Source organism: Staphylococcus piscifermentans (assembly GCF_900186985.1).
In the GTDB taxonomy this organism is placed as follows: Bacteria; Bacillota; Bacilli; order Staphylococcales; family Staphylococcaceae; genus Staphylococcus; species Staphylococcus piscifermentans.
Genome location: NZ_LT906447.1, coordinates 1329249 through 1349435 on the forward strand (window position 1 = coordinate 1329249; position 20187 = coordinate 1349435).

Here is a 20187-nt window from a genome sequence, read left to right on the forward strand (position 1 = left end):
AAGAAGGTATATAAATGCCGGAATTACCAGAAGTAGAACATGTAAAACGCGGCATTGAACCGTTAGCAATCAATCAGTATATTGAAGAAGTAGAATTTTCAGATGCTGTGATTAAAGGAAAAGAAATCGGTAAAGATACAATTATTAAACAAATGGATTTGCCGATGTTTAAATTGTATTCAGAAGGATATAAAATTACACGTATAGAGCGTAGAAGTAAGTATATTCTTTTTTATATAGAAACAGATAAAGATAAAAGGGTGCTCGTGAGTCATTTAGGGATGTCAGGCGGCTTTTTCATTGTGGATACGTTAGATGATATTATTGTTCCGAACTACAAAAAGCATTGGCACGTCAATTTTAAGCTGAGCAATGGCAAACAGCTTATCTTTTCAGACATACGTCGTTTCGGAGAAATTAAGAATGTAGCAGATTTATCTGTACATTCTTCTTTTTCCGACATGGCGCCTGAACCATTTGATGAAACTGCATTTGCGCATTACAAACTTCAGTTAAGTACAAAAACGTATCGTAAAAAACCTATCAAACAGGTGATATTAGATCATAAAGTCATTGCGGGTTGCGGAAATATTTATGCTTGCGAGGCTTTATTTAATGCCAAGATTGATCCTGAACGTCCTGTTTACTCATTAACAGAAGTTGAACAAAAACGTGTATTTGATGAAGTGGTAAAAGTTTTGCGTTTGGGTATCGAAAATGGCGGTACAAGCGTATCTTCTTATCGTCATGCTGATGGAAAGACAGGCCAAATGCAACACTATCTGAAAGTTTATAAAAAGAAAGTCTGCCCAGTATGCGGCGGACCCATTCATACTAAAGTAATAGCAGGCAGAAACTCACATTACTGCCCGCAATGTCAAAAATAGAACGAAGGAGACATGTTATGGGAAAAGTAATTGGATTAACAGGCGGAATTGGCACTGGAAAGTCAACGGTATCAGAGTTGTTAGCAGCACATGGATTTAAAATTGTAGATGCTGACGTAGCATCTAGAGAAGCGGTAAAAAAAGGCTCTGAAGGTTTACAGCAAGTAAAACAAGTCTTCGGGGAAGAAGCTATCGATGACAATGGAGAAATGAATCGCAAATATATCGGCGAAATTGTTTTTAATGATGCGGAAAAACGTAAAGAGTTGAATCAAATCGTACATCCTATCGTCAGAGAAATTATGGAAAATCAAAAAGAAAAGTATTTAAGTGAAGGTTATAATGTGATTATGGACATTCCTTTACTTTTTGAAAATAATCTCCAAGATACAGTAGATGAAACTTGGTTGGTATATGCTTCTGAAAGTATTCAAGTAGAAAGATTGATGGAGCGTAACGATTTATCTCAAGAAGAAGCTAAAGCTAGAGTTTATAGTCAAATTTCTATTGATAAGAAACAACGCATGGCTGATCATGTTATTGATAATCGTGGTACCTTATTAGAATTAAAACAAAATCTTGAACAATTATTAATGGATGAAGGATATATTCAACAAACAGGAGAAAATCAAGAGGAAATAGGTGAATAAGTAAGCCTTTTCATCCGCATATACCCTCAGTCAAATTACTTATCGTAAGTGATAAGTAATTTTTTTGTTTATTTTTGTAAAACGCTTTCATTTTTGCGGAATTATGCTATACTGATTCCATAAAGTATAACACATATAAAAACGAGGGGTGCTTTTTATGACAACGAATATTGCAATTAACGGAATGGGACGCATTGGGCGTATGGTACTACGTATCGCTTCTAAAAATGATGATTTAAACGTAGTAGCGATTAATGCGAGCTATCCTCCAGAAACAATTGCACATTTAGTAAAATACGATACGACTCATGGTAAATATGATGGTGAGGTAGTACCAACTGAAAACGGTATTCGTATCGATGGTCATGATATTAAATTAGTTTCAGACCGTAACCCAGAAAACTTACCTTGGAAAGAATTAGATATCGATATTGTCATAGAAGCTACAGGTAAATTCAACCATGGCGACAAAGCAGTAGCACATATCAATGCTGGCGCTAAAAAAGTATTATTGACAGGACCTTCAAAAGGCGGTCATGTACAAATGGTTGTTAAAGGCGTAAATAACGATAACTTAGATGTTGAAGAGTATGACATTTTTAGTAATGCTTCATGTACAACAAACTGTATCGGTCCAGTTGCCAAAGTATTAAATGATAATTTTGGTATTGAAAATGGATTGATGACAACAGTACATGCTATTACAAATGACCAAAAAAACATTGATAATCCGCATAAAGACTTACGTCGTGCGCGTTCTTGCAACGAAAGTATTATCCCTACATCAACTGGCGCTGCAAAAGCACTTAAAGAAGTCTTACCAGAATTAGAAGGTAAATTACATGGCATGGCGCTTCGTGTTCCAACTAAAAACGTTTCTTTAGTTGACTTAGTTGTAGACTTGAAAAAAGAAGTTACGGCTGAAGAAGTAAACCAAGCATTTGAAGATGCTGATTTGAACGGTGTTTTAGCTGTTTCAGATGAGCCATTAGTTTCAGTAGACTTCAATACAAATCCTAATTCTGCTATTGTTGATGCAATGTCTACATTAGTAATGGATGATAAAAAAGTGAAAGTAATCGCTTGGTATGATAATGAATGGGGTTATTCAAACCGTGTCGTTGATATTGCAGTAGAAATTGGAGAATTATTGAATACTAAAGAAAAAGCAACAGCTTAATATTTGCTGCTGTCATATATATAAACCAGCTGATTGGAAGTAGGGCTCCAATCAGCTGGTTTTTTGCTGTGTATTATTTGAAAAGTTCCGCTTTCTTTTGTGTTAAGTAAGATTATAGTATAATAGGCATAATTAATATGAGAGGTGAAAATGAATGAAATGCCCTAAATGTAATTCAACACATTCTCGTGTAGTGGATTCAAGACATGCAGACGAAGCCAATGCGATTCGCAGACGACGAGAGTGTGAAAATTGCGGTACCCGATTTACTACCTTCGAACATATCGAAATGAGTCCGTTAATCGTTGTCAAGAAAGATGGGACACGTGAGCAATTCTTAAGAGAAAAGATTTTAAATGGGCTAGTTCGTTCATGTGAGAAACGTCCAGTCGGTTATCAGCAATTAGAGGATATTACGAATAAAGTAGAATGGCGTTTAAGAGATGAGGGACAAGCTGAAGTTTCATCTCGAGAAATCGGGGAACATGTGATGAATTTGCTGATGCACGTCGATCAAGTTTCCTATGTTCGTTTCGCCTCTGTTTATAAAGAATTTAAAGACGTTGACCAATTACTGGAATCCATGCAAGGTATCTTGCAAGAAAAGAATAATCGGAGTGACAATTAATTATGTTTAACCAAGACGATTTCGGTATTCGACCTCAAGATCCGTTTAATGTAATACAATCTGAAAAATTATCAGAAGCCCAATTAGAGGTTTTGAACCGTTTGTTTACTCCATTAATCGGTACGAGAGCGATTGGTGTCTATCATTACTTATCGCAATTTGCGTATCCTAACAATAATCAAGCAGTCACTCATTATGTCATTATGAGTGAATTGAAAATTAATCTGGGAGATTTTCGGGAAGAAATGAATCGTTTAGAAGCAATCGGTTTAATTAAAACTTTTGTGAAACATAACAAAGATAATTCACATTTTGTATATGAATTAGTACAACCGCCAACTCCTAAACAATTTTTCAATGATCCCATGCTTTCTGTTTACCTTTATAAAGAAGTAGAGAATAAACGGTACCATCAATTGAAACGTTACTTTGAACATACTCAAATGGATTTAAGTAATTATCAAGAGGTTACGCGTAATTTTACAGATGTTTTCAAAGTTCCTAATCAAGCTTTCGATAATGTCCAGGAAAATAATATTACTCAAACCGCTTCATACAAAGGAATTAATTTAGATAGAGTGCAATTTGACTTTGAATCGCTCTACCAACTATTGAGCAATCACTTTGTCAGTTCAGAAATTGTTGAAGAGCAAGCGAAAGGTCTGATTACACAACTTGCGGTTTTATATGGTATTACACCAGAAGGGATGAAAGGGCTTATTTTAAAATCGCTTACTAGCAATCAACGTATCTCTTATGAAGAGCTCCGCAAACAAGCGCGGTCTTTTTATGCCATTGAGCACGAAAATCAATTGCCTGCTTTAGAAGCTAAAGCCAATTTGCCTACATCACCTCAACAGCAAGAAGAAGTCATTGAGTTAACGAAAGCGCCACAAACACCGGAGGAATATGAAAGCTGGTTTAAATTGATGGATGCCACAAGTCCGATTGATATGCTAACAAGTTGGGCGAAATCTGAACCTACATTGAAACAGAAGTATTTAGTAGAAGATTTAATAGTGAGAGAACAATTGCCGTTTGGCGTTATCAATATGTTGCTCCAATACGTAATGCTCAATAATGATATGCAATTGCCGAAGACTTATATCCAAGAAATCGCTTCTAACTGGAAGAAGAAAGAACTATCTTCAGCTGCTGAAGCGCATGCACATGTAATGGATATGAAAGAAGCTGAAAAACAACGAAAAGCTAAACAAAAAAATAATCCGCCAAGATTTAAGAATTATGGTCAGCAAATTGCTTCGAAGGAAATTACTCCTGATTGGCTGATTAAAGGAGAACATAAGAAGAGAAGCGGCAAAAATAAAAGAAAAGCAGATGATGCTGAAGATCAAAGTCTGGCTCAAGATAGAGCGAACTTTCTTAAACATTTAAAAGAAACATGGAAGGAGGATGACGAATGAAACGTTTCAGTAATATAATGCAAACCTCTCCTGATTTTCAGAAACGATTCGAAAAGATTAAAAAAGACGTTATTAATGATCCAGATGTCAAAAAGTTTTTAGAAAATCATCGAGCTGAATTAACTAATCGAATGATTGATGAAGATTTAAACATCTTGCAAGAATATAAAGATCAGCAGAAGCATTATGATGGACATGATTTTGCAGACTGTCCTAACTTTGTGAAAGGCCATGTACCAGAACTTTATATTGAAAACGGACGGATTAAAATCAAATATCTTCCGTGTCCATGCAAAATCAAACATGATGAGGAACAGCGAGAGGCACATCTCATAACATCTCATCATATGCAGCGAGATACTTTGAATGCTAAATTAAAAGATATTTATATGGACAAGCGTGATAGATTAAATGTTGCAATGGTAGCTGATAAGTTTTGTAAAGATGTTATTGCAGGAAAAGAGAATGTGAAAGGCTTATATCTATATGGTTCTTTTGGTACGGGGAAATCTTTTATTCTAGGTGCCATTGCCAATCAATTAAAGTCGAAAAAAATACCTTCAACCATTGTTTATCTTCCTGAATTTATTCGTACTTTAAAAAATGGATTCAAAGATGGTTCATTTGAAAAGAAATTACAACGTATCAGAGAAGCGAATATATTGATGCTGGATGATATTGGTGCAGAAGAAGTAACGCCATGGGTGAGAGATGAGGTTATCGGGCCATTACTTCACTATCGTATGGTGCATGAACTCCCGACGCTGTTCAGCTCAAATTTAGATTTTGATGAACTTGAACACCATCTTTCTATCACACGTAATGGTGCAGAAAAAACAAAAGCTGCTAGAATAATGGAACGCATTAAATCTTTAGCAGCGCCGTATGAACTTGTCGGCGAGAATTACCGTGACGATTGAAATTTTGAAAAAATGAGTTATAATAGAATTAAATCTGAATTAACGTAAACAAATCGAGGATAAGATGAATTGTTTCCTGATACACAGAAAACTGTTAGTGATGAGAATACAGTTATCATAGCAATTGATTACTCCCTCGTTGATATCGATATTCGTAATGAATATCCGGCTCAAGACCGTTATCTTATGCAGAGATAGATAAAGACATGCGGGAATCATGTTTTTATCTGAACTAGGGTGGTATCGCGATAACCTCGTCCCTTTATTGGGAGGAGGTTTTTTTGTTTTTACGTAGAGGATTATATATTGGAGGCGTTTATGAATGGATAAAATCAATATTACTTTCCCAGACGGAAACAGTACAGAGTTTGATAAAGGTATTACTACTGAGGAAATTGCTCAGTCTATCAGCCCAGGACTTCGTAAAAAAGCAGTGGCTGGTAAATTCAACGACAAAATGGTGGATTTGACTCGTCCATTAGAAGAAGATGGATCAATTGAAATTGTAACTCCAGGAAGTGACGAAGCTTTAGAAGTTTTACGTCATTCTACTGCCCACTTAATGGCACAAGCATTAAAACGTTTGTATGGAGATGTGAAATTCGGAGTAGGACCAGTAATTGACGGAGGCTTCTATTATGATTTCGATACAGATGTCAAAATCTCTTCAGATGATTTTCCTGAAATTGAAAAAACAATGAAACAAATTGTGAATGAAAATTATAAAATTGAACGTAAAGTAGTGAGTCGTGAAGAAGCAAAAGAATTCTTTAAAGACGATCCTTATAAATTGGAATTAATAGATGCAATTCCAGAAGACGAATCAGTAACATTATACACACAAGGCGAATTTACTGATTTATGCCGCGGGGTCCATGTTCCATCTACTTCTAAAATTAAAGAATTCAAATTATTATCAACTGCAGGTGCTTACTGGAGAGGCGACAGCAACAATAAAATGCTACAACGTATTTATGGTACTGCTTTCTTCGATAAAAAAGATTTAAAAGCACACTTGAAAATGTTGGAAGAACGTAAAGAACGCGATCATCGTAAAATCGGTAAAGAATTAGACTTGTTTATGAATAGTCAACTTGTAGGTGCAGGGTTGCCATTATGGTTGCCGAATGGTGCCACAATCCGTCGTGAAATCGAACGCTATATTGTAGATAAAGAAGTGGCATTAGGTTACGACCATGTATATACTCCAGTATTGGCTAATGTTGACCTTTATAGAACTTCTGGACACTGGGAACATTATCAAGACGACATGTTCCCGCCAATGAAATTGGATGAAACAGAAGAAATGGTCTTGAGACCAATGAACTGTCCACATCACATGATGATTTATAAAAATAAACCACATTCATACAGAGAATTACCAATCCGAATTGCAGAATTAGGTACAATGCATCGTTATGAAGCCAGTGGTGCTGTATCAGGCTTACAACGTGTGCGCGGTATGACTTTAAATGACTCTCATATCTTTGTGAGACCTGATCAAATCAAAGAAGAATTCAAGCGAGTTGTTGAATTAATTCTTGATGTATATGAAGACTTCGGATTTAAAAATTACAGCTTCCGATTAAGCTATCGTGATCCTGAAGACAAAGCAAAATACTTTGACGATGACGAAATGTGGGAAAAAGCAGAAGCGATGTTGAAAGAAGCGGTCGATGAAATGGGCTTGCCATATGAAGAAGCGATTGGTGAAGCGGCATTCTATGGCCCTAAATTGGATGTCCAAGTTAAAACAGCAATGGGTAAAGAAGAAACATTATCAACAGCGCAACTTGATTTCTTATTGCCTGAAAGATTTGAACTTGCTTATATCGGTAAAGATGGTGAAGAACATCGTCCTGTAGTCATTCACCGTGGTGTGGTTTCAACAATGGAACGTTTTGTTGCCTTCTTAACTGAAGAAACAAAAGGGGCATTCCCAACTTGGTTAGCACCAAAACAAGTTGAAATTATTCCGGTAAACGTTGATTTACATTACGACTATGCAAGACAAATTCAAGATGAATTGAAATCTCAAGGCGTACGTGTGGAAATCGATGATCGTAATGAAAAAATGGGATATAAAATTCGTGAAGCACAAATGCATAAAATTCCTTATCAACTTGTAATTGGTGATAAAGAGATTGAAAATAATGAAGTAAACGTTAGAAAATACGGTTCTAAAGATCAAGAAACTGTAGAAAAAGATGAATTTATTTGGAATTTAGTTGATGAAATTCGTTTAAAAAAACAAAGACAACAATAAGACCTTGAAATAACTGAGGTATTAAGGTATATTACAATGTAGTTGAATAAATATTAAAAAAAGTGTTAGAGGTTGCATCTTTGATGAGTAACTTATCAGAAGCTGTGTGGAGCGTAGGTTGAATGAGTCAAAGGCAAAGATGCCGAAATATATAATAACCATAACTATTGTATATTGGGACAGTTTTCGAATAGAAACTGGACTGTCACAAAATGTGATGTGCTACCGTATATTTATAAAGTCAAACAATGGTTGCATATCTAGGAATTGCAATCATTGTTTTTTTATTTTTTGCAAGCCTCTAATCCTAGGAAAGGAAACGTTTATGGAAAATAAAACTAGTCAAGATGCAGGCATTCAAAGAGGCCTGAAAGATCGCCATATTTCCATGATTGCGATTGGCGGATGTATCGGAACAGGTTTATTTATGACATCTGGCGGTGCAATTCATGATGCAGGGCCGTTAGGGGCTTTACTTGCATACTCAATTATTGGCATCATGGTATTCTTCTTAATGACATCACTTGGAGAAATGGCCACTTATTTGCCGGTTTCAGGTTCGTTCAGTACTTATGCGACACGCTTTGTCGATCCATCGCTTGGATTTGCATTAGGATGGAATTACTGGTTTAACTGGGTCATCACTGTAGCGGCAGACGTTACAATTGCTGCACAAGTGATTCAGTATTGGGAACCAATGAAAATAATGCCGGCTTGGGGCTGGAGCGTACTATTTATTATCATTATTTTTGCTTTGAACTCGTTATCAGTTAGAGTTTACGGTGAAAGTGAGTATTGGTTTGCGCTTATTAAAGTGGTAACTGTTATTATCTTTATCATTATCGGCTTGTTAACTATTTTCGGTATTATGGGCGGTAAATTTATCGGATTTGAAGTCTTTACATCTGGTGATGGCCCAATTCTTGGAGGTAGTTTAGGTGGAAGCTTATTATCTATATTAGGTGTATTCTTAATTGCTGGATTCTCGTTCCAAGGTACTGAATTAATCGGTATTACTGCAGGAGAGTCTGAGAACCCTGAAAGAGCCGTACCGAAAGCGATTAAACAAGTGTTTTGGAGAATTTTGTTATTCTATATCTTAGCTATTTTCATTATTGGTATGTTAATTCCATACTCAAGCTCAGCACTTATGGGTGGTGGAGATAGCATTGCTACTTCACCATTTACATTAGTTTTCAAAAATGCAGGATTGGCATTTGCAGCATCATTTATGAATGCCGTTATCTTAACATCCGTATTATCGGCTGGTAACTCAGGAATGTATGCTTCTACAAGAATGTTATATTCAATGAGTAAAGACAAACTTGCATCGAAAGCCTTCGGTAAAACGTCTAATAGCGGGGTGCCTTATATCTCACTATTCGCTACAGGACTTGTAGTAGTACTTATTTTCCTAGTGCAAAAATTAAGTGGAGATGCCTATGAATATATTGTAGCAGCAAGTGGTATGACAGGCTTTATCGCATGGGTCGGAATTGCAGTAAGTCATTATCGTTTCCGTCGTGCATTTAATGTACAGCAGCACAGTAAATACGAATTGAAATACAAAGCAAAATGGTTCCCATTCGGTCCGATTTTTGCAGGCATATTATGTGTTATCGTAATCATTGGACAAGATGTTGATTTCATTAAAACAGGTGATTTTGATCCAAATAGATTCATTATCACTTATATGGGAATTCCTGTATTCTTAGCATTCTTTATTTATCACAAACTAAGATATAAAACTAAAAAAATCCCATTAAAAGATGTGGATTTACGTCAAGATGTGGATATGAGCCAATTCAAATAAAAAATAAAATAATGATTGACTTTGAGTAATAGAGTTGATATGATTATATACGTTGAATACGAAACGAACCAAGTAGAAGCTTCCCGCTTCTCACCTGTAGCGACGCATTGAAGCTGTTGGCAGGTCCAATACAACGTGATAATCTTATCATGTTGAGTAATGGAAAAAGAGCGGGCACTTCTGTGTCCGCTCTTTTTACTTGGGATATTTCGTAAATATAACGGAGGTGTTAACCATAGCAAAGGATCAAACGCAAGTTAACGAAAGAATTCGCGCAAGAGAAATTCGTGTCATTGGTCAAGACGGTGAACAAATCGGTGTAAAACAAAAACGTGAAGCATTAGAAATGGCTGAACGTGTAGGTTTAGATTTAGTAGTTGTCGCGCCAAATGCTAAACCTCCTGTTGCTCGTATTATGGATTACGGCAAATATAAATTCGAGCAACAGAAAAAAGAAAAAGAAATGAAAAAGAAACAGAAAGTTATCAATGTTAAAGAAATTCGTTTAAGCCCAACAATTGAGGAACATGATTTCCAAACTAAGTTGAAAAATGGACGTAAATTCTTGAGCAAAGGTGATAAATGTAAAGTTTCAATTCGTTTCCGTGGACGCGCCATTACACATAAGGAAATTGGTCAACGTGTATTAGAAAAATTTGCTGACGAATGCAAAGATATCGCTACAGTTGAGCAACGCCCTAAAATGGAAGGTCGTCAAATGTTTATCATGCTTGCACCAACAGCAGAAAAATAACTTTTTAAAATTTATAGGAGGAATTTCATTATGCCTAAAATGAAAACACACCGCGGAGCAGCTAAACGTGTTAAAAGAACTGCTTCAGGTAAATTAAAACGTTCAAGAGCTTTCACATCTCACTTATTCGCTAACAAAAGCACTAAACAAAAACGTAAATTACGTAAAGCTAGCTTAGTATCTAAAAGTGATATGAAACGCGTAAAACAATTATTAGCTTACAAAAAATAATTGATCGTATAGATAACAAAATCAGTGAACAACAGCTTTGAATCAAAGGTTGCCATCACTCAAAACGACTAAAATATAAGTGTTATAAACATAACCAAGGAGGAATTTAATATGCCACGTGTTAAAGGTGGAACAGTAACAAGAGCACGTCGTAAAAAAGTAATCAAATTAGCAAAAGGTTACTTCGGCGCTAAACGTACTTTATATAAAACAGCAAAACAACAAGTAATGAAATCAGGTCAATACGCATTCCGTGACCGCCGTCAAAGAAAACGTGATTTCCGTAAATTATGGATTACTCGTATCAATGCAGCAGCTCGTAACCACGGTATGAGCTACTCTAAATTGATGAACGGCTTAAAACAAGCTGACATCGATATCAACCGTAAAATGCTTTCTGAAATTGCTATTTCAGATGACAAAGCTTTCGGTGAATTAGTAGAAAAAGCAAAAGCTGCTTTAAAATAAGCTTATTTTAAAATACTCAATCATTGATAGAAATTCGATGATTGAGTATTTTTTATATGATAATAGAGTTCATCTTTACGGGTTTTTGAAATTTTTGATAAAATACAAACAAGTACATAACAAAAACTTAAAGGAGATTAAGATGTCTAAATTCGATGAAAAAATTATAGTAGTACCTAGAGAAGTTGTTTTTAATAATGAGAAGAATGCTTTTAATGGATTCTTACCTAAAAATGATCCGATGGGTGAAAAAATCTTTGATACGTTAGATCAATATGAAGTTAAACGACGTGGAGATATGGAAGAAGATCCAAATTATAAACAGTTGATTTCCTACTGCCTATTAGAAAACGAAAAAGGTGAAACTTTAGTATATGAGCGACTTTCTGGCGGTGGCGAAGAACGTTTGCATGGTCAATCATCAATTGGCGTCGGCGGACATATGAATGATGTCATGGATGCTCAAAATGTTAATGAAGTATTGCGCGTCAATGCTCAAAGAGAATTAGAAGAAGAAATCGGGTTAAGTCCGAGCAAAACTCAAAACATGGAATACCTTGGATTTATTAACGATGATACTAACGAAGTAGGAGAAGTACATTTAGGTATTGTGTTCAAAATAAGAGTGGATACTCAAAATGTAGAAGTAAAAGAGACAGATACACTTAAAATTAACTGGATGCACCAAGGACGTATTGAAAATTACGATGACTTTGAAACGTGGAGTGCTTTAATACTGAAAGCATTTAATTAAAAGTAGGTGTAATAAATGTCAGATATCATTCCGTTTCCGCAAAACAAAGAAAAATTAATAAAAGATATTAAAACACATTTTGAACAAGAAAAATATGAACCAATGTATGATACTTTCATGAAATATGAAAAGGAATTTGAATTAACAACTGAACTTGCATTATTAAAATGTGAAATGCTGTTGCGAATGGAACAATATTTGGAGCTGAGAGAAGAAGCAATTGTGCTATTAAAACAAGGCTTTGACGCTTACAATCAATTGATGGTTTATTATATAACAAGTTTACATGGTTTAGGACAGTATTATGAGTGCATAGAAGTATTTAATCAGATTATTGAACAAGTTGAAGATCATAATATTCGGATGCAATTGTATCCCATTAAAGAAGATGCGCAAATGCAGTTAAATGAAAACAAGAAACATTATATTGCTAGAATACAGCAATTTACCGAATTAAATGTAAATCAACAATTATATTTGATTTTTGATTTAATGCATGAAGGACAGTACGGATTCATAGATACATTTGCAGAATTACTATCCAGCCACAACTTTCATTCTAATGTGCAAACCATTATATTAGAGTATCTCAAAAAAGGACAATACGAGAAAAAAGTTGACTTTAGTAAATATGAGACTGATTTCAGTGCTTATCCAGCTAGACTGCCAGGGCTTGAGTACGCTTCTTTCACGCAACACGTGATACCTAAAGTATTAGAAAGATTCGAAGATAACTATGGCGACCAATTAAGAAGTGAAATTTCTCAAATGCTCCAAAGTTTTGCAATTGCACTATATCCATTAGAGATAGAAGAAGTAGCAACCGTAAACGTATGGGTAAATACATTTTATCATTACATTGAGCAAATGCTGAATTTATCGTTTGCATCTGTTGAAAATTTAAATCAAGATGTCTATGCATGGATTTCGAAAGTAGAAAAGAATATTAAGCAATAAATAGGGTACTAAATTAATATTGTATCGTAAGTTTAATCGTGCTTGAACACCTTAAACACAACGTTTGTAACCATATTATACGTATGCTATAATGATGAAGTTGAAAAAATTAAAATAGGAAGATTATGGAGGTTTTTGGACATGAAAGCAACATGGGAAAAAAAGGAAGGTAACCAAGGCGTATTATCTGTTACCGTTCCAGCTGAAAAAGTAGATCAAGCAATTGATCAAGCATTCAAGAAAGTAGTTAAACAAGTAAATATTCCTGGTTTCCGTAAAGGAAAAGTACCTCGTCAAATTTTCGAACAACGTTTTGGCGTGGAAGCTTTATACCAAGATGCAGTAGATATTTTGCTTCCTGAAGCTTATGGTGAAGCAATTGAAGAAACAGGTATCAAACCTGTTGATCAACCAGAAATCGACGTGACTCAAATCGAAAAAGGCAAAGATTTGAAATTCGATGCAACTGTAACTGTTCAGCCAGAAGTTGAACTTGGTGAATATAAAGGTCTTGAAATTGAAAAACAAAATGCTGAATTAACTGACGAAGAATTACAAGAAGCAATCGATCATAGTTTAGGTCATTTAGCTGAAATGGTAATTAAAGAAGACGGTGAAGTTGAAGAAGGCGACACTGTCAATATCGATTTCGACGGTTATGTTGACGGCGAACAATTCGAAGGCGGCCAAGCAGAAGGTTACGATTTAGAAATCGGATCTGGCATGTTCATTCCTGGCTTTGAAGAACAACTTGTTGGTTTAAAAACTGGTGATGAAAAAGACGTTAAAGTTACATTCCCAGAAGAATACCATGCTGAAGAACTAGCAGGTAAAGAAGCAACATTCAAAGTTAAAATTAATGAAATCAAATATAAAAACGTTCCAGAATTAGACGATGAAATCGCTAATGAATTAGACTCTGAAGCTGATAGCGTTGAAGAATATAAAGAAAATCTTCGTAAACGTTTGGCTGAAGAAAAGAAAGTCAAAGCTGAAAACGATGAAAAAGAAGAAGCTATCAACAAAGCTGTTAACAATGCTTCAGTAGACATTCCTGAAGCTATGATTAATAATGAATTAGATCGTATGATGCAAGAATTTGCACAACGTATCCAACAATCTGGTTTAGATCTTGAAACTTACTTCCAAATTTCTGGTCAAGATGAATCTCAATTGAGAGAACAAATGAAAGATGACGCAGAAGAACGCGTCAAAACTAACTTAACCTTAACTGCGATTGCAGAAGCAGAAGAAATTGAAGCAACTGAAGAAGATGTTGATAAAGAATTAGAAGCAATGAGCACTCAATTCAACATCTCAGTAGAAGATATTAAGAAAACTTTAGGCAACACTGATATCGTTAAAGGCGATGTACGTGTTAAAAAAGTAATCGACTTATTATTAGATAAAGCTAAATTAGTTGAACCTTCAAAAGACGACGAAGAAAAATCAGAAGATTAATAATTGAATTGAATCAGATTTATAATTAGACATGTAGAGGGTGAGATAAGTATTATTTACTATCTCATCCTCTACACTTGATTTATAATCGGAATAATTCTGATTTGGATTAAGTTGTGTTATAGTAATTGTAAGCAATTTTGTTGCATAAGTTGGCGTAAATGATATATTCAAATTATGAAATTATATTATCGATACGAGCCATCTTTCCGATGAGATGGGGTGTCTTGATTAAGCTTATTTACCCAAAAGTTTATTAGAAAGGGATACCCAAAATAGAAATATATAAAGGTTATAAACACATCAATTGAAACATTGAGAGTGTTTTAGTATAGTCTTTATGGAATAGGGGTGTAAAAAATAATGTTCAAATTCAATGAAGATGAAGAAAAATTAAAATGCTCATTCTGTGGTAAGGACCAAGACCAAGTTAAAAAACTTGTTGCAGGCAGCGGTGTCTACATTTGTAACGAGTGTATTGAGTTATGCTCTGAAATAGTAGAAGAAGAACTTGCTCAAACAGCCACAGAAGAATTCACAGATTTACCGACTCCTAAAGAAATTATGGATCAATTAAATAACTATGTTATAGGACAAGATAAAGCGAAAAAATCATTGTCTGTTGCTGTTTATAATCACTACAAACGTATCCAACAACTTGGACCTAAAGATGATGAGGTAGAATTGCAAAAAAGTAATGTTGCCTTAATTGGTCCAACAGGTAGTGGTAAAACATTATTAGCTCAAACACTAGCTAAAACGTTAGACGTACCGTTTGCAATTGCCGACGCTACAAGCTTAACTGAAGCAGGTTATGTGGGTGAAGATGTTGAAAACATCTTACTACGCTTAATACAAGCAGCTGACTTTGATATTGATAAAGCTGAAAAAGGCATTATCTATGTCGATGAAATCGATAAAATTGCACGTAAATCTGAAAATACTTCAATCACACGTGATGTATCTGGTGAAGGTGTACAACAAGCCTTGCTTAAAATTTTAGAAGGTACTACTGCAAGTGTACCGCCACAAGGTGGTCGTAAGCATCCAAACCAAGAATTTATTCAAATCGATACAACTAATATCTTATTCATCTTAGGTGGTGCCTTTGATGGTATCGACGAAGTTATCAAACGCCGTTTAGGTGAAAAAGTTATCGGCTTTGCAAGCAATGAAGCAGCTAAATACGACGAAAGTGCACTACTTGAACACATTCGTCCAGAAGATTTGCAATCATACGGATTAATCCCAGAATTTATTGGTCGTATTCCAATCGTTGCAAATTTAGAGACATTAGATATCGCTGCGCTAAAAAATATCTTAACTCAGCCTAAGAACGCTTTAGTTAAGCAATACAAAAAAATGCTTGAGCTAGATCACGTAGAATTAGAATTCACAGAAGAAGCTTTAACTGCAATTGCTGAAAAAGCAATTGAACGTAAAACAGGGGCACGTGGATTACGCTCAATTATTGAAGAATCGTTAATCGAAATTATGTATGATATCCCGTCAACAGAAGATGTTGCCAAAGTGGTTATCACTGAAAATACAATCAATAACGAATCTAATCCAGATTTATATGACGCTGAAGGTAATGAAGTTAATTTAGAAAAAACATCAGCTTAATTGATAATTTGAAGCTACACTCCGAATTACTCAATCATGAGTAGTTTGGGGTGTTTTTTGTTTTACAAAAAAATATCAAAACTCTGTAAAATTCTGATATAATATAACGCGACTAAGATAAGAATTACTAAAAGAAAAGAGGGAGAAAATGGAAGTAAATCCTAATAATATTGAATTATTGATAAGTGCTGTAAAGCCAGATCAATATCCTGAGACGGGTTTAGAAGAAGTGGCATTAAGCGGCCGTTCTAATGTAGGTAAATCTACTTTTATCAACAGCATGATAGGCCGAAAAAATATGGCGCGTACTTCTCAACAGCCAGGCAAAACGCAAACTTTAAATTTTTATAATATAGATGATCAGCTGGTTTTTGTAGATGTGCCAGGTTATGGCTATGCGAAAGTAAGTAAAACACAACGCGAGCAGTTTGGAAAAATGATTGAAAAGTACATTACACAACGTGAACAATTAAAATTAGTCATCCAATTAATCGACATTAGACATAACCCTACTGAAGACGATATTTTAATGTACGATTTCTTAAAATATTATGAGCTGCCTGTGTTGGTTATTGCTACGAAAGAAGACAAAATTGCTAAAGGTAAAATTCAAAAGCATCTTAAAGCAATCAAAGAGCGCCTAGAACTTGAAGAAGAAGATACAATTATAAGCTATTCATCAATTAATAACAAAAATCAGCAGACGATTTGGAATGCAATTCAACGTTATTTATAATAATTATTACATGATAAAATTATAATGAAGAGCATGCTTTAATTATACTAAAAGTGGGGAAAGCTTAAATAACAACGAATTTAGCATTATTTATAATTTTCAACAAGAAGATTTGACATTTTTATGACAACAAAGATATGTGATAGGAGAAATTTGACGAAATTATGAATGAAATATTTGCTAGATTAGAATATTTATAATTAATGTGGATTGATAACTTTATGGTTGTCACATGTGTGTTATAATATGAGTATTGTCAATAGTATGGAGGGCGTTATAAATGCATATAATTGCGATTAGCATCAACCATCGTACCGCAGATGTAGCACTTAGAGAAAAAGTTGCTTTCAAAGCTGATGCCATACGTGAATCACATATGGACTTATTTGAAACTAAGTCGATATTAGAAAATGTTATTTTATCAACTTGCAACCGCACAGAGGTTTATGCGGTAGCAGACCAAATTCACACAGGACGTTACTACATCCAACGCTTTTTAGCACGTAAATTCGGTTTAGAAGTTGAAGAAATCAAAGCAATGTCAGAAGCTTTGGTAGGGGATGAAGCGGTAGAGCATTTATTCAGAGTGACATCTGGACTAGATTCAATTGTGTTGGGGGAAACGCAAATTCTAGGACAAATGCGTGATGCATTCTTTATTGCTCAAGAAGAAGGTACGACTGGTACAATTTTTAATCATTTATTTAAACAAGCGGTTACATTTGCTAAACGTGCGCATCATGAAACAGATATCGCAGACAATGCGGTCAGTGTATCATATGCTGCAGTTGAATTAGCTAAAAAAGTATTTGGAAATTTAAAATCACAACATGCAGTAATTATTGGCGCTGGAGAAATGAGTGAGCTTTCATTGCTTAATCTTCTAGGCTCTGGTCTTGATAACATTACAGTTGTGAATAGAACTAAAGAACGTGCACAACAACTTGCTGAGAAACATCAAACAAATTATGCAGACATCAATGAATTAGATGAATTACTTGTGAATGCAGACATTGTAATCAGTTCAACAAGTGCACAAAACTATATTATTACTCAAGATATGATGAACAAAGTTTTAAGAAAACGTCGTCATGAGCCTATGGTCTTAATCGATATAGCGGTACCTAGAGATATCGATCCTGCAATCGAATCTGATATGAATATCTTTAATTATGATATTGATGATTTGAAAGGATTAGTAGATGCTAACCTTAGAGAACGTGAAGCAGCTGCTGCACAAATTGCTGACCAAATTCCAACAGAAATTAATGAACATAATGATTGGGTCAATATGTTAGGTGTTGTTCCTGTTATCCGTGCACTTCGTGAAAAAGCCATGAATATACAACAAGATACCATGGCGAGTATCGACCGTAAATTACCGGATTTAAGCGAACGTGAACGCAAGGTTATATCTAAACATACTAAAAGCATCATTAACCAAATGTTGAAAGATCCTATTAAACAGGCTAAAGAATTGAGTAACGATAAGAATAGCAGTGAAAAATTAGAGCTGTTTCAAAACATTTTTGATATTGAAGCTGAAAGTGAATACAAAAAAAGTCTAGAGAAAAAAGAACGTAAACTCTCGGCACGACATATTTTAGGTTTTGAATAAACAGCCTTAGTATGGTGATGATATGCAAGATGTATTTTTCGTACGTTTCCATGAAATAACGTTGCTGATTTATTTACTTAGTATTTCTTGCTATTTTTATGATTTCTTCAAAAAGAATCATAAAATTAGAATGGTAGGTTTCTACACTTTGGGGATTGTTTGGTTGTGTCAAACAATCTCTTTATCTTTATATATCAATAGTATACATGCAGTCCCTTTAGGTTCAGTTTTTGATGTATTCTATTTTTTAAATTGGCTGATACTCTCGATTTCGATAGTCATCAGCGTTGTGAAGCAACTTGATTTTTCAATCTTTTTATTTAATACAATCGGCTTTATAGTAATGGCAATTCATACTTTCCGCCCAAATGAGTCATTTATACGTCATGCTGAATTTAATGTGAATCATGAGTTATTAATCATTCATGTTTCGTTAGCTATTATCAGTTATGCGCTCTTTTCATTAGCTTTTGTAAACGGTGCGCTGTATATCCTTCAGTATCGCAATCTTAAACAAAAGCATTTTGATCAGAAGTATTTTAGAATAGGCAGTGTCTTCAGTTTAGAAAAGATTATGTTTTATTCAACGCTCATAGGTTTAATTATTCTTATAATCGGTGTTATTCTAGGAGCGCAATGGGGATTTCAGACAATCGGTCTTAAAATACTCTTCGATCCCAAAGTAATTTCATCTATTATTATTATGATTTGCTATGTCGTATACATTATTATTAGAACTAAGAGATTAGTGAGTCCATTGAATTATGTATTATTCAATATGCTGATATATATGTTAAGTATGTTTAATTTAATGTTTATATCTCACTTTCCGAATTTCTTTGGTTAGTGAGTGACCAGATTGAAACGGAGGAATGAGCATGCGTAAGCTTGTAGTAGGTTCGCGCAGAAGTAAATTAGCATTGACGCAAAGCCGTCAATTCATAGAAAAGTTAAAAGAAGCTGAGCCTGGCTTAGAAATAGAAATAAAAGAAATTGTCACTAAAGGTGATCGTATCGTAGACAAGCAATTGTCTAAAGTTGGAGGTAAAGGCTTATTTGTAAAAGAAATCCAACAAGAATTGTTTGACCATGAAATAGATATGGCAATACATTCATTAAAAGATGTCCCAAGCGAATTGCCTGAAGGATTAACTTTAGGGTGTATACCAGATAGAGAAATTCCTTTTGATGCATTTATTTCCAAAAATCATGTTCAATTAGCAGATTTACCTGATGGAAGTATTGTAGGAACAAGTTCTCTTCGCAGAGGTGCTCAAATTCTCGCTAAATATCCGAATTTAGAAATTAAATGGATTAGAGGTAATATTGATACGCGCCTAAGCAAATTAGAAACTGACGATTATGATGCGATTATTTTAGCTGCTGCTGGTTTACGCAGAATGGGCTGGTCAGACGATATCGTTACTGAATATCTTGATCCTGAGCTGCTCTTGCCTGCAATCGGTCAAGGAGCGCTTGGAATTGAGTGTCGTAGTGATGATACTGATTTATTAGAATTACTGAAAAAAGTTCATAATCAAGACGTTGCTGAATGTGTAACGGCTGAACGTACATTTTTAAAAGAAATGAATGGAAGTTGCCAAGTACCAATCGGCGGTTATGCCACTAAAGATGATAATGACCGTCTTTCATTTACGGGATTAATTATGTCAACAGATGGCAAAGAACGTTATGAACAAACAGCTACAGGAAACGATCCAGTAGAATTAGGCAAAGAAGTAAGTAATATCTTAAAAGAACAAGGTGCAAAAGAAATTATCGATGCACTGAATGAAGAGTCTTAATTCATAAAC

19 protein-coding genes, 1 riboswitch and 1 other annotated feature are annotated in these 20187 nt (G+C 34.8%); all 19 genes read left to right on the forward strand.

The annotated features are described in order from the left end of the window. Nucleotides 1-14: 14 nt before the first annotated feature. The 19 genes from mutM (at nucleotide 15) to hemC (ending at nucleotide 20178) form a co-directional block, all read left to right on the forward strand. Complete coding sequence (mutM, locus tag CKV71_RS06150; RefSeq protein WP_095104817.1) at nucleotides 15-887, forward strand: bifunctional DNA-formamidopyrimidine glycosylase/DNA-(apurinic or apyrimidinic site) lyase; 873 nt, start codon at nucleotides 15-17, stop codon at nucleotides 885-887. Nucleotides 888-904: 17 nt separating this feature from the next. After that, complete coding sequence (coaE, locus tag CKV71_RS06155; RefSeq protein WP_095104819.1) at nucleotides 905-1537, forward strand: dephospho-CoA kinase; 633 nt, start codon at nucleotides 905-907, stop codon at nucleotides 1535-1537. A 157-nt stretch (nucleotides 1538-1694) separates the two neighbouring features. After that, nucleotides 1695-2717, forward strand: a complete 1023-nt coding sequence (locus CKV71_RS06160; protein WP_095104821.1) for a glyceraldehyde-3-phosphate dehydrogenase — start codon at nucleotides 1695-1697, stop codon at nucleotides 2715-2717. Nucleotides 2718-2871: 154 nt separating this feature from the next. After that, the gene (gene nrdR, locus CKV71_RS06165) at nucleotides 2872-3345 is read left to right on the forward strand and encodes a transcriptional regulator NrdR (protein ID WP_095104823.1); all 474 of its coding nucleotides are present in this window, start codon (nucleotides 2872-2874) and stop codon (nucleotides 3343-3345) included. A 2-nt stretch (nucleotides 3346-3347) separates the two neighbouring features. Beyond that, nucleotides 3348-4769, forward strand: a complete 1422-nt coding sequence (locus tag CKV71_RS06170; protein ID WP_095104825.1) for a replicative helicase loading/DNA remodeling protein DnaB — start codon at nucleotides 3348-3350, stop codon at nucleotides 4767-4769. Next, nucleotides 4766-5689, forward strand: a complete 924-nt coding sequence (gene dnaI, locus CKV71_RS06175; RefSeq protein WP_095104827.1) for a primosomal protein DnaI — start codon at nucleotides 4766-4768, stop codon at nucleotides 5687-5689. The genes CKV71_RS06170 and dnaI overlap by 4 nt, the downstream gene beginning before the upstream one ends. 322 nt (nucleotides 5690-6011) lie before the next feature. Continuing rightward, nucleotides 6012-7955, forward strand: a complete 1944-nt coding sequence (gene thrS / locus CKV71_RS06180) for a threonine--tRNA ligase (RefSeq protein ID WP_095104829.1) — start codon at nucleotides 6012-6014, stop codon at nucleotides 7953-7955. Between the two features lie 58 nt (nucleotides 7956-8013). Further along, a riboswitch (Lysine riboswitch) is annotated at nucleotides 8014-8188 on the forward strand. 92 nt (nucleotides 8189-8280) lie between these two features. Then, nucleotides 8281-9768, forward strand: coding sequence for an amino acid permease (locus CKV71_RS06185; protein ID WP_095104831.1), 1488 nt, complete (start codon nucleotides 8281-8283; stop codon nucleotides 9766-9768). A 64-nt stretch (nucleotides 9769-9832) separates the two neighbouring features. Further along, nucleotides 9833-9972: a sequence feature (ribosomal protein L20 leader region), on the forward strand. A gap of 22 nt (nucleotides 9973-9994) precedes the next feature. Then, entirely contained in the window at nucleotides 9995-10522 is a 528-nt protein-coding gene (infC, locus tag CKV71_RS06190; protein WP_095104832.1) for a translation initiation factor IF-3, read from the forward strand. Between the two features lie 30 nt (nucleotides 10523-10552). Then, nucleotides 10553-10753, forward strand: coding sequence for a 50S ribosomal protein L35 (gene rpmI / locus CKV71_RS06195; RefSeq protein WP_015900531.1), 201 nt, complete (start codon nucleotides 10553-10555; stop codon nucleotides 10751-10753). Between the two features lie 111 nt (nucleotides 10754-10864). Beyond that, nucleotides 10865-11221, forward strand: a complete 357-nt coding sequence (gene rplT / locus CKV71_RS06200; RefSeq protein ID WP_015900530.1) for a 50S ribosomal protein L20 — start codon at nucleotides 10865-10867, stop codon at nucleotides 11219-11221. A 142-nt stretch (nucleotides 11222-11363) separates the two neighbouring features. Continuing rightward, nucleotides 11364-11975: an NUDIX domain-containing protein gene (locus tag CKV71_RS06205; protein ID WP_095104833.1), complete on the forward strand. Its 612-nt coding sequence runs from the start codon at nucleotides 11364-11366 to the stop codon at nucleotides 11973-11975. A gap of 15 nt (nucleotides 11976-11990) precedes the next feature. Next, a complete protein-coding gene (locus CKV71_RS06210; RefSeq protein ID WP_095104834.1) occupies nucleotides 11991-12932 on the forward strand; it encodes a hypothetical protein in 942 nt (313 codons plus the stop codon). Between the two features lie 141 nt (nucleotides 12933-13073). Continuing rightward, nucleotides 13074-14393, forward strand: coding sequence for a trigger factor (gene tig / locus CKV71_RS06215; protein ID WP_095104835.1), 1320 nt, complete (start codon nucleotides 13074-13076; stop codon nucleotides 14391-14393). A gap of 363 nt (nucleotides 14394-14756) precedes the next feature. Next, a complete protein-coding gene (clpX, locus tag CKV71_RS06220) occupies nucleotides 14757-16019 on the forward strand; it encodes an ATP-dependent Clp protease ATP-binding subunit ClpX (RefSeq protein ID WP_095104836.1) in 1263 nt (420 codons plus the stop codon). Nucleotides 16020-16167: 148 nt separating this feature from the next. Continuing rightward, nucleotides 16168-16755, forward strand: coding sequence for a ribosome biogenesis GTP-binding protein YihA/YsxC (gene yihA, locus CKV71_RS06225; protein WP_095104837.1), 588 nt, complete (start codon nucleotides 16168-16170; stop codon nucleotides 16753-16755). Nucleotides 16756-17035: 280 nt separating this feature from the next. Next, entirely contained in the window at nucleotides 17036-18373 is a 1338-nt protein-coding gene (hemA, locus tag CKV71_RS06230) for a glutamyl-tRNA reductase (protein WP_095104838.1), read from the forward strand. Nucleotides 18374-18395: 22 nt separating this feature from the next. Then, on the forward strand, nucleotides 18396-19220 hold the full coding sequence (gene ccsA, locus CKV71_RS06235) for a cytochrome c biogenesis protein (protein ID WP_095104839.1): 825 nt from the start codon (nucleotides 18396-18398) through the stop codon (nucleotides 19218-19220). 31 nt (nucleotides 19221-19251) lie between these two features. Beyond that, entirely contained in the window at nucleotides 19252-20178 is a 927-nt protein-coding gene (gene hemC, locus CKV71_RS06240) for a hydroxymethylbilane synthase (protein WP_095104840.1), read from the forward strand. The last annotated feature ends 9 nt before the right edge of the window (nucleotides 20179-20187 follow it).

Bases quoted from the DNA above. Each gene is read 5' to 3' on its own strand.
- yihA (WP_095104837.1), top strand. From the start codon at position 16,168: ATGGAAGTAAATCCTAATAATATTGAATTATTGATAAGTGCTGTAAAG.
- coaE (WP_095104819.1), top strand. From the start codon at position 905: ATGGGAAAAGTAATTGGATTAACAGGCGGAATTGGCACTGGAAAGTCA.
- ccsA (WP_095104839.1), top strand. From the start codon at position 18,396: ATGCAAGATGTATTTTTCGTACGTTTCCATGAAATAACGTTGCTGATT.
- hemC (WP_095104840.1), top strand. From the start codon at position 19,252: ATGCGTAAGCTTGTAGTAGGTTCGCGCAGAAGTAAATTAGCATTGACG.
- rpmI (WP_015900531.1), top strand. From the start codon at position 10,553: ATGCCTAAAATGAAAACACACCGCGGAGCAGCTAAACGTGTTAAAAGA.
- tig (WP_095104835.1), top strand. From the start codon at position 13,074: ATGAAAGCAACATGGGAAAAAAAGGAAGGTAACCAAGGCGTATTATCT.
- CKV71_RS06205 (WP_095104833.1), top strand. From the start codon at position 11,364: ATGTCTAAATTCGATGAAAAAATTATAGTAGTACCTAGAGAAGTTGTT.
- dnaI (WP_095104827.1), top strand. From the start codon at position 4,766: ATGAAACGTTTCAGTAATATAATGCAAACCTCTCCTGATTTTCAGAAA.
- clpX (WP_095104836.1), top strand. From the start codon at position 14,757: ATGTTCAAATTCAATGAAGATGAAGAAAAATTAAAATGCTCATTCTGT.
- CKV71_RS06160 (WP_095104821.1), top strand. From the start codon at position 1,695: ATGACAACGAATATTGCAATTAACGGAATGGGACGCATTGGGCGTATG.
- hemA (WP_095104838.1), top strand. From the start codon at position 17,036: ATGCATATAATTGCGATTAGCATCAACCATCGTACCGCAGATGTAGCA.
- CKV71_RS06210 (WP_095104834.1), top strand. From the start codon at position 11,991: ATGTCAGATATCATTCCGTTTCCGCAAAACAAAGAAAAATTAATAAAA.
- CKV71_RS06170 (WP_095104825.1), top strand. From the start codon at position 3,348: ATGTTTAACCAAGACGATTTCGGTATTCGACCTCAAGATCCGTTTAAT.
- mutM (WP_095104817.1), top strand. From the start codon at position 15: ATGCCGGAATTACCAGAAGTAGAACATGTAAAACGCGGCATTGAACCG.
- CKV71_RS06185 (WP_095104831.1), top strand. From the start codon at position 8,281: ATGGAAAATAAAACTAGTCAAGATGCAGGCATTCAAAGAGGCCTGAAA.
- rplT (WP_015900530.1), top strand. From the start codon at position 10,865: ATGCCACGTGTTAAAGGTGGAACAGTAACAAGAGCACGTCGTAAAAAA.
- nrdR (WP_095104823.1), top strand. From the start codon at position 2,872: ATGAAATGCCCTAAATGTAATTCAACACATTCTCGTGTAGTGGATTCA.
- thrS (WP_095104829.1), top strand. From the start codon at position 6,012: ATGGATAAAATCAATATTACTTTCCCAGACGGAAACAGTACAGAGTTT.